The sequence below is a fragment of the Facklamia sp. P13069 genome (assembly GCF_050409405.1).
Taxonomy (GTDB): Bacteria; Bacillota; Bacilli; order Lactobacillales; family Aerococcaceae; genus Facklamia.
The window spans coordinates 1-1,562 of the sequence record NZ_JBNUPN010000054.1 but is presented as its reverse complement, the minus strand read 5'-3'; the positions used below and the strand labels follow the sequence as shown (position 1 = coordinate 1,562).

Here is a 1,562-nt window from a genome sequence, read left to right as displayed (position 1 = left end):
GGTTCTATAATTTATAGGGTTGATGGCCGAAGGCCTCAACTCTATTTTTTACTTTAGGGTACAAAAAAGGACAGATCTCCTGTATATTATAAGCGACTAAACCACAATAAAGGAGAGCTGTCCCATGTCACACATTATATCATCTTTACTCGGATTAAACGATAAAAACATCACAATTAATGACCAAAAATTTTCAAAAATTTCGATTAAAGGCCGTTTATCTTTCTTATTAACAGGTCAATTAATAGAGCCTATTAGTCATTGCCCTTGTTGTGGGCAATCAGCAATTAACTATTCAATCGTTAAAAATGGCTCTCGTACATCGCGCATTCAATTAATACCGATGGCAGGTTATCCCACTTATTTAGATTTAAAAAAACAGCGTTATTACTGTAAATCTTGTCACTCATCCTTTACCGCTCAAACGCCTGAAGTCGCTCGTCACTGTCATCTATCTAATCATTTGAAACGATATATCGCTGATCAGTTAACACATACGATATCAGAAACTTATATCGCTCAACTGGTGCATGTATCGATTCATACAGTCCGTCGTGTGACGAATCAAATGGCACAGCACCTTCAATTCAAACCGCTACATTCCTTACCACAACACCTTTGTTTTGATGAATTTAAAAGTGTTCGAACGATTGATGCTGCGATGAGTTTCATTTACTGTGACGCTAAAACGCATCGATTAGTTGATTTGTTCTTTGATCGCAAACAGTCTTCATTAATCCGTTATTTTCAACAATTTCCGTTGGAAACCCGTCAATCGGTTCAAACGATAACGATTGATATGTACCGACCGTATATGGATTTAATTCAAAAAGTTTTTCCAAAAGCACAAATTATTATTGATAAATTCCATCTCATTCAAGCTTTAAATCGTGAGCTGAATCGGACACGAATTCATGTGATGAACACCTTCCGAAACAAAGACAATCGACTGTACAATAAACATAAACGCTACTGGCGCCTAATCATGACACCAAGAAATAAATTACACACCACTACTTATCAGCGCTATCGATTATTTGATTGGATCACAAACACCAGTGGTATCGTTGATTATTTATTAGCATCAAGTAGCGAATTAAAAGTCACTTACGAGGTCGTTCATCATTTAAGAGAAGCCCTTCAAGACCTTCGAATCGATCGATTTGAGTTTTGGGTCAACTATGGCCTAACATTACCCGTTTCAAAAAAATTAAAGACCGTTTTAAGAACCTTTAGACGCTATCACACTTTTATTCAAAACACCTTTAACTATTCAACCTTAACGAATGGCCCAATTGAAGGGCTAAACAATAAAATCAAGGTGCTGAAACGAAATGCCTATGGCTATCGTAATTATTCACATTTTAAAAATAGAATTTTATTGATGATGCGCTTATACTTGCCCAATCAATCATCTACGTCGGTTGCTTTTTGACAATTTATCTCATAATAAAACCGGTCGATCATTCATGCGCTTATAATAATTGTTGATCTGTAAAAAAAGAGGTGAAGTAACCAGTCGGTTACCTCACCTACTCATCAACCCTATTTGACAAAGAGCC

Annotated in this window: 1 protein-coding gene; it reads left to right on the top strand. The window is 36.2% G+C overall.

The window, feature by feature from the left end:
• Positions 1-124: 124 nt before the first annotated feature.
• Positions 125-1,435 carry an ISL3 family transposase gene (locus ACQV2T_RS09310; protein ID WP_428875562.1) on the top strand — a complete coding sequence of 437 codons (1,311 nt, stop codon included), beginning with the start codon at positions 125-127 and terminating at the stop codon, positions 1,433-1,435.
• Positions 1,436-1,562 lie beyond the last annotated feature (127 nt).